A 6,903-nucleotide genomic window follows, 5' to 3' on the forward strand; every position below is an offset into this window, starting at 1 on the left:
ATTCATCCTGTGTATGGATATTATTTCGCCATGCACCCGCTGAATAATGCCGGGTCCTGGCCCTGCAACGGGCGCAGGCAGAGGCTCAGAGAGGCTTGATGTAGCTGTAGAACTCGTTGTCCCGCTGGTAGACGTGCCCTTCGTAGAGGGCCTGAGCCTGCCGGTTGTCGGTGGCGGTGCTCAGCATCAGGAAGGCGGCGCCCGTCTCCTGGCCGTGGCGATCGGCCCGCGCCAGCAGCGCCTGGGCCACCCCCTGCTGGCGGGCCGCCGGCGCCACGAACAGATCGTACAGCAGCCAGATGGGCTTCAGGGCGAGGGAGCAGAACAAGGGATAGAGGTGGGCAAATCCCAGCACCTCTCCCGCCTCGCTCTGGGCCACGAAGAGCACCGACTCCCCGGCGGTGCAGCGCTCCAGCAGGAAGGCTTCGGCGGCCTCGGGCCGGGCAGGCAGCCGGTAGAACGCCCGGTATTCCACGAACAGGGGGGTGACCCGGGGAATGTCCCCGGGGGTGGCCTGGAAGATCCTCATGGGGCGTTCCCCGCCGGATCCTGGCTGACCCAGATCAGCCGGTCGGTGGCAAAGCCGAGCCCCCGGGCCCGCTCGACCAGGGCCTCTACCTTCTCTTTGGGGGGATGGGGCGTGCGGGAGAGGATCCAGAGGTACTGGAGGTTGTAACTGCTCACCAGGGAGAGGTCATAGTCCGTCGCCAGCACGTTGTAGCTGCCGTAGAAGGGGCCGAAGAAGCTCACCTTGAGGCGCCCCTCGTCGCTGTCGCCCACGAAGTAGGCGCGCCCCTCGGCCTCGCGCCATTCCCCCTGTTCGTTCTGCCCCCGGTTGAGCACCCTGACGCCGCCGTCATCCCGCAGGCTGTAGCTGGCGGTGACCCGGCTCAGGCCGCGCTCGAAGCCGTGATCGAGGCGGGCGATTTCGTACCAGGTGCCGAGGTAACGGTCGAGCTGGAAGGGCTTGACCACCTGGTGTCCCGGTGGAATGCCGGTGCAGGCGGTGGCCAGCAGGGTCAGAACGAGCAGGATCAGTGTGCGCATGTCATCCCTCCACGATACGCAGTTGTCCCGAGCGGAAGCGTGCCGCGTGTTCGCTCGGGGTGTTGCCAAAGAAGCGTTTGTATTCGCGGCTGAACTGGGAGCCGCTCTCGTAGCCTACCTTGTCCGCCGCTACCCCGGCCTTGAGGCCGTCGTGCAGCATCATCAGCCGCGCCCGGTGCAGGCGCAGGGTCTTGATGTACTGCAGGGGTGAGGTGGCGGTGGCCGCCTTGAAGTGGTGGTGGAAGGCCGAGACGCTCATGTTCGCCTCCCGGGCCAGCTCCTCCACCGTCAGGTTCTCGGTAAAGCGCTGCTCCATGATACGCAGCACCCGGGCGATCTGGCTCACCTGACTGTGACGGCTGGCCATGGCCAGCAGGGCGGGGGCCCCCCCTTCGTGCAGGGCGTGGAACAGGATCTCGCGCACGATCTGGGGCCCCAGCACCCGGGCGTGGAGCGGTTTGTCCATCACGTCGATGAGGCGTTCCACCGCGCAGAGCATGGTCTCGGAGAGGGGCACGGAGACGACGCCGCGACCCGGCTCCGCCGGGGTGGGGGCCGCGTCCCCCATCTCCAGCAGCAGGGCCTGCAGCGCCGCCACGTCGATCTCCACCGAGAGCCCCACCAGAGGGGATTCGGGGGAGGCGAAGCACTCGCACTCGCAGGGCAGCGGCAGGGTCATCATCAGGTAGTGCTCGGGGTCGTAGCGGAAGGTGAAGTCCGAGAGATAGCCCACCTTGTGCCCCTGCAGGATGATGATCATGCGCGGGCGGTAGAGCACCGGGATGCGGTCGTGATGCTCCGTGGTGTAGATGAGGTGCACGCCGGGCACGGGGGCGGCGGTGATCCCCGGGTGGGGTGCCAGGGCGGCGAGTCGGCTGGCGAGGGCGGACTGGTGGGTCGCCGCGATGGGCTGATTTGTACTCATTTATCCAGGCTCAGTAGAAATAGGCAAGAAATCGGCAGAAAGCTCCCTTGATGGTAGGGGGTTATAAGAGAAAAATGCAACCCATACTTTACCGACTACGACCACCCCGGGAGATCCCATGAACAACTTCATCCTGCACACCCCCACCAAGGTGCTGTTCGGCAAGGGCCAGGTGGCCCAGCTGCGCGGCCAGATCCCCAGCGACGCCCGCATCCTCGTCACCTACGGCGGTGGCAGCGTGGTGCGCAGCGGCCTGCTGGACCAGATCCGCAGCGAGCTGGCCGGCCTGACCCTGTTTGAATTTGGCGGCATCGAGCCCAACCCCACCTACGAGACCCTGATGGGTGCCGTCGAACTGGCCCGCGCCGAGAAGATCGACTTCCTGCTGGCAGTGGGTGGCGGCTCCGTGCTGGACGGCTCCAAGTTCATCGCCGCGGCCGCTCACTACGATCCGGCCAGGGATCCCTGGCACATCCTCGAGACCGTCGGGGGCGAGGTGGCCTCCGCCATTCCTCTGGGCAGCGTGCTGACCCTGCCGGCCACCGGTTCCGAGATGAACATGGGCGCCGTCATCACCCGCAAGAGCACAGGGGACAAGCAGCACTTCTTCTCGCCCTTCGTGATGCCGCGCTTCGCCGTGCTCGACCCCGTGCTCACCTACACCCTGCCCGCCCGTCAGGTGGCCAATGGGGTGGTGGATGCCTTCATCCACACCCTGGAGCAGTACCTCACCTACCCGGTGGATGCCAAGGTGCAGGATCGCTTCGCAGAAGGGCTGCTGCTGACCCTGGCGGAAGAGGGGTCCAAGGCGCTGGTGGAGCCGGAAAACTACGACGTGCGTGCCAACATCATGTGGAGCGCCACCCTGGCACTGAACGGCCTGATCGGAGCCGGTGTGCCCCAGGACTGGGCCACCCACATGCTGGGCCACGAGATCACCGCCCTGCACGGTCTGGACCACGCCCAGACCCTGGCGGTGGTGCTGCCCGCCCTGCTGCAGGCCAAGCGCGAGCAGAAGCGCGCCAAGCTGCTGCAATACGCCGAGCGGGTCTGGGATCTGCGCAGCGGCAGTGACGAGGCGCGTATCGACGGGGCCATCGCCGCCACCCGCGACTTCTTCGAGCGGATGGGGATCAAGACCCGGCTGCGGGATTACGTGGCCGACGCCCGGATCGACGCCCTGCTGGCCAAGCTCGAAGAGCACGGCATGACAGCCCTGGGTGAGCACGGCGACATCGACCTGGCCCAGAGCCGGCATATTTATGAGGCGGCCTGGTAAGCAGAGCACGCCTGAACCGGGCCCAAGGCCCGGTTGCACCAGGGGGCCCGAACCCGCCAGCAGGCGGGGACGCGGCCCCCTGATCGTTGCAAAATGGTTACTTTTTCCCTTTTCATCTCATCAGATGAGCCAACGGCAGATTTCGTAAGAACAAAAAACGCTAAGGTAGAGGCCGGGTTAAACATTTTTTTTGACTGGTTGGATCACTTTTTTTAGCGCTTTTTGCTGGTATAAGCCCCTAATTTGGTTTGTTTTTTTTAATCATGGTCCGGGATGGGCTGAATTCTGTACCCGCCCGCCCGGGGCCGTGGTTGTAATAAAACTCCAAAATTTGATACTAATCACCCTCGCGCCTGAAAAGCGGGGGCCTGACCGTGACAGGAGGTCGAGGTGAAGCCTGCTGATTTTCATAACAAAGGGCCCGTGACCTGCACTTTGATCATGCCTTGTCCCCTCAGACATGAGAGACTTGGCGATGATTGTTTATTAACCATCAGGGAATAGTCATGCAGATTGGAATACCGAGAGAGAGTCTCGCCGGTGAGACCCGGGTCGCAGCGACCCCGGCCACTGTCGAGCAGCTGAAAAAGCTCGGCTTCGAGGTTGCCATCGAGGCCGGTGCCGGCCTGCGAGCCAGCTTCGATGATGCCGCCTTCGAGGCTGCCGGTGCCAGCGTGGTACCGAACGTCTGGCAAGCCGACCTTGTCTTCAAGGTCAACGCGCCGACCGAGGCCGAAATCGCACAAATTAAGGATGGTGCCACCCTGGTGAGCTTCATCTGGCCCGCCCAGAACCCCGAGCTGGTCAAGAAGCTTTCCGAGCGCAACATCAATGTGATGGCGATGGACATGGTGCCGCGGATCTCCCGTGCCCAGTCCCTCGACGCCCTCTCTTCCATGGCCAACATCGGTGGCTATCGCGCCGTCGTAGAAGCCGCGCACCAGTTCGGTCGCTTCTTCACCGGCCAGATCACCGCCGCCGGTAAAGTACCGCCCGCCAAGGTGCTGGTCATCGGTGCCGGTGTGGCCGGTCTGGCCGCCATCGGGACCGCCGGTTCCCTCGGTGCCATCGTGCGTGCCTTCGATACCCGTCTGGAAGTGGCCGAGCAGATCGAGTCCATGGGTGGGGAATTCCTCAAGCTGGACTTCGGCGGCGAAGATGGCGCATCCAGCGACGGTTACGCCAAGGTGATGAGCGAAGAGTTCATCAAGGCCGAGATGGAGCTGTTCGCCCAGCAGGCCAAGGAAGTGGACATCATCATCACTACCGCCCTGATCCCGGGCAAGCCGGCACCCAAGCTGATCACCAAGGAAATGGTGGACAGCATGAAGCCGGGCTCCGTCATCGTGGACATGGCGGCCCAGGCCGGCGGCAACTGCGAATACACGGTACCGGGTGAACTGCATGTCACCGACAACGGCGTCAAGGTGATCGGTTACACCGATCTGCCGGGCCGCCTGCCTGCCCAATCCTCCCAGCTCTACGGCACCAACCTGGTGAACCTGATGAAGCTGATGTGCAAGGAGAAGGACGGCAACGTCGCCATCGACTTCGAAGACGTGGTGCAGCGCAACATGACGGTGGTCCAGGCCGGTGAAGTGACCTTCCCGCCCCCCGCCATCTCCGTCTCTGCTGCCCCGCAGAAACCCGCTGCCGCCAAACCGGCCGCCAAGAAGGAAGAGGCCAAGCCCTCCAACAAGAAGTTCGTGTTCGGTGCCCTCGGCATCGCCGCCTTCGGTTGGGTGGCCGCCGTAGCGCCTGCCGCCTTCCTCTCCCACTTCACCGTCTTCATCCTGGCCTGCGTGGTCGGTTACTACGTGGTGTGGAACGTCTCTCACGCCCTGCACACGCCGCTGATGTCGGTCACCAATGCCATCTCCGGCATCATCGTGGTCGGTGCGCTGTTGCAGATTGGACAAGGGTCGACCCTGGTCACCGTGCTGGCCTTTGTCGCCGTGCTGATTGCCAGTATCAACATCTTCGGTGGCTTCACCGTCACTCAGCGCATGCTGAAGATGTTCCGTAAGGATTAAGGGGGTTTAACGTGTCTCAAGGACTGGTAACAGCATCCTATATCGTTGCCGCCGTGCTCTTCATCCTCAGTCTCGCGGGACTGTCGAAGCAAGAAACGGCCAAGCATGGCAACCTGTTCGGTATCGCGGGGATGGCCATCGCCCTGCTCGCCACCGTCTTCAACCCGGAAACCAGTGGCGTCCACTGGATCATCCTGGCCATGGCCATCGGTGGCGCCATCGGCGTGCGTCTGGCCCTCAAGGTCGAGATGACCGAGATGCCCGAGCTGGTGGCCGTGCTGCACAGCTTCGTGGGCATGGCAGCGGTGCTGGTGGGCTTCAACAGCTTCATCGATCTGCACCCCTCCGCCCCCGCTGAAGTGGTGGTCTCCGTCGGTTCCAACCTGGATGCGACCCTGGCAGCCGCCCGGGCGGCGTTCGAGCAGGCGGCAAGCGTCGCCCAGATCGAGCACCTCTCCGGCGCCATGCTGAACATCCACCTGGTGGAAGTGTTCCTGGGCGTCTTCATCGGTGCCGTGACCTTCACCGGTTCCGTGGTGGCGTTCGGCAAGCTGCGTGGCCTCATCTCTTCCAAGCCGCTGATGCTGCCGCACCGCCACAAGCTGAACCTGCTGGCAGTGGTGGTCTCCATCGCGCTGATGATCCACTTCGTCAACGCCGGTGGCTCCACCTTCGCCCTGCTGGTGATGACCCTGATCGCCTTCGCCTTCGGCTGGCACCTGGTCGCCTCCATCGGTGGTGCGGACATGCCGGTGGTGGTCTCCATGCTGAACTCCTACTCCGGTTGGGCGGCGGCGGCGGCGGGCTTCATGCTTTCCAATGACCTGCTGATCGTCACCGGTGCCCTGGTGGGTTCCTCCGGTGCCATCCTTTCCTACATCATGTGCAAGGCGATGAACCGCTCCTTCATCTCCGTGATCGCAGGAGGCTTTGGCTCCGACGGCGTGGCCTCCACCGCCGAGCAGGAGCTGGGCGAATACCGCGAGACCAACGCCGAAGACGTGGCCGACATGCTGAAGAACGCCAGCTCCGTCATCATCACCCCGGGCTACGGCATGGCGGTGGCGCAGGCCCAGTACCCGGTGGCCGAGATCACCCAGAAGCTGCGTGATCGCGGCGTCAAGGTGCGCTTCGGCATCCACCCGGTGGCCGGTCGTCTGCCTGGTCACATGAACGTGCTGCTGGCGGAAGCGAAAGTCCCCTATGACATCGTGCTGGAAATGGACGAGATCAACGATGACTTCGCCGACACCGACGTGGTGCTGGTGATCGGTGCCAACGACACCGTCAACCCGGCCGCCATGGAAGATCCGGGCAGCCCCATCGCCGGCATGCCGGTGCTGGAAGTGTGGAAGGCGCAGAACGTCATCGGCTTCAAGCGCTCCATGAACACTGGCTACGCCGGTGTCCAGAACCCGCTGTTCTTCAAGGAGAACACCCAGATGCTGTTTGGCGATGCCAAGGCCAGCGTCGAGGCCATCCTGAAGGCGCTGTAAGCGTTGACCGGATGAGACAAAAAGGGGGCTTCGGCCCCCTTTTTTTATGGTTCTTCGCGGGATCTTGGGGAAGTGGAAGTTGACAGACAGGGTGCTGGTAAACTGGCTGTCTCCAAACACACC

The 6,903-nt window shown here is 63.6% G+C and carries 6 protein-coding genes; 3 read left to right on the forward strand and 3 right to left on the reverse strand.

Going from position 1 to position 6,903, the window contains the following annotated elements:
• Positions 1-85: 85 nt before the first annotated feature.
• From PG887_RS06310 to PG887_RS06320, 3 genes are read right to left on the reverse strand one after another with little or no spacing between them, the layout of a single operon-like run.
• Positions 86-529: a GNAT family N-acetyltransferase gene (locus tag PG887_RS06310; protein WP_270821355.1), complete on the reverse strand. Its 444-nt coding sequence runs from the start codon at positions 527-529 to the stop codon at positions 86-88.
• Positions 526-1,047 (reverse strand): lipocalin family protein, encoded by a 522-nt coding sequence (locus tag PG887_RS06315; RefSeq protein ID WP_200164623.1) that lies wholly within the window; start codon positions 1,045-1,047, stop codon positions 526-528. The genes PG887_RS06310 and PG887_RS06315 overlap by 4 nt, the downstream gene beginning before the upstream one ends.
• 1 nt (position 1,048) lies before the next feature.
• The gene (locus PG887_RS06320; RefSeq protein ID WP_050498257.1) at positions 1,049-1,972 is read right to left on the reverse strand and encodes an AraC family transcriptional regulator; all 924 of its coding nucleotides are present in this window, start codon (positions 1,970-1,972) and stop codon (positions 1,049-1,051) included.
• A gap of 118 nt (positions 1,973-2,090) precedes the next feature.
• Here PG887_RS06320 and yqhD point away from each other — a divergent pair, with 118 nt between their 5' ends.
• The 3 genes from yqhD (at position 2,091) to pntB (ending at position 6,780) form a co-directional block, all read left to right on the forward strand.
• Positions 2,091-3,251: an alcohol dehydrogenase gene (gene yqhD / locus PG887_RS06325; RefSeq protein ID WP_270821356.1), complete on the forward strand. Its 1,161-nt coding sequence runs from the start codon at positions 2,091-2,093 to the stop codon at positions 3,249-3,251.
• Between the two features lie 506 nt (positions 3,252-3,757).
• Positions 3,758-5,284 (forward strand): Re/Si-specific NAD(P)(+) transhydrogenase subunit alpha, encoded by a 1,527-nt coding sequence (locus PG887_RS06330; RefSeq protein WP_010675996.1) that lies wholly within the window; start codon positions 3,758-3,760, stop codon positions 5,282-5,284.
• Positions 5,285-5,295: 11 nt separating this feature from the next.
• The gene (gene pntB / locus PG887_RS06335; protein ID WP_270821357.1) at positions 5,296-6,780 is read left to right on the forward strand and encodes a Re/Si-specific NAD(P)(+) transhydrogenase subunit beta; all 1,485 of its coding nucleotides are present in this window, start codon (positions 5,296-5,298) and stop codon (positions 6,778-6,780) included.
• Positions 6,781-6,903 lie beyond the last annotated feature (123 nt).

The sequence above is a fragment of the Aeromonas sp. QDB14 genome (assembly GCF_027707845.1).
Classification (GTDB): Bacteria; Pseudomonadota; Gammaproteobacteria; order Enterobacterales; family Aeromonadaceae; genus Aeromonas; species Aeromonas caviae.

What these genes read in the sequence shown, in the direction of transcription:
- yqhD (WP_270821356.1), top strand. Translation starts at nt 2,091, where the DNA reads ATGAACAACTTCATCCTGCACACCCCCACCAAGGTGCTGTTCGGCAAG.
- PG887_RS06330 (WP_010675996.1), top strand. Translation starts at nt 3,758, where the DNA reads ATGCAGATTGGAATACCGAGAGAGAGTCTCGCCGGTGAGACCCGGGTC.
- PG887_RS06315 (WP_200164623.1), bottom strand. Translation starts at nt 1,047, where the DNA reads ATGCGCACACTGATCCTGCTCGTTCTGACCCTGCTGGCCACCGCCTGC.
- PG887_RS06320 (WP_050498257.1), bottom strand. Translation starts at nt 1,972, where the DNA reads ATGAGTACAAATCAGCCCATCGCGGCGACCCACCAGTCCGCCCTCGCC.
- PG887_RS06310 (WP_270821355.1), bottom strand. Translation starts at nt 529, where the DNA reads ATGAGGATCTTCCAGGCCACCCCCGGGGACATTCCCCGGGTCACCCCC.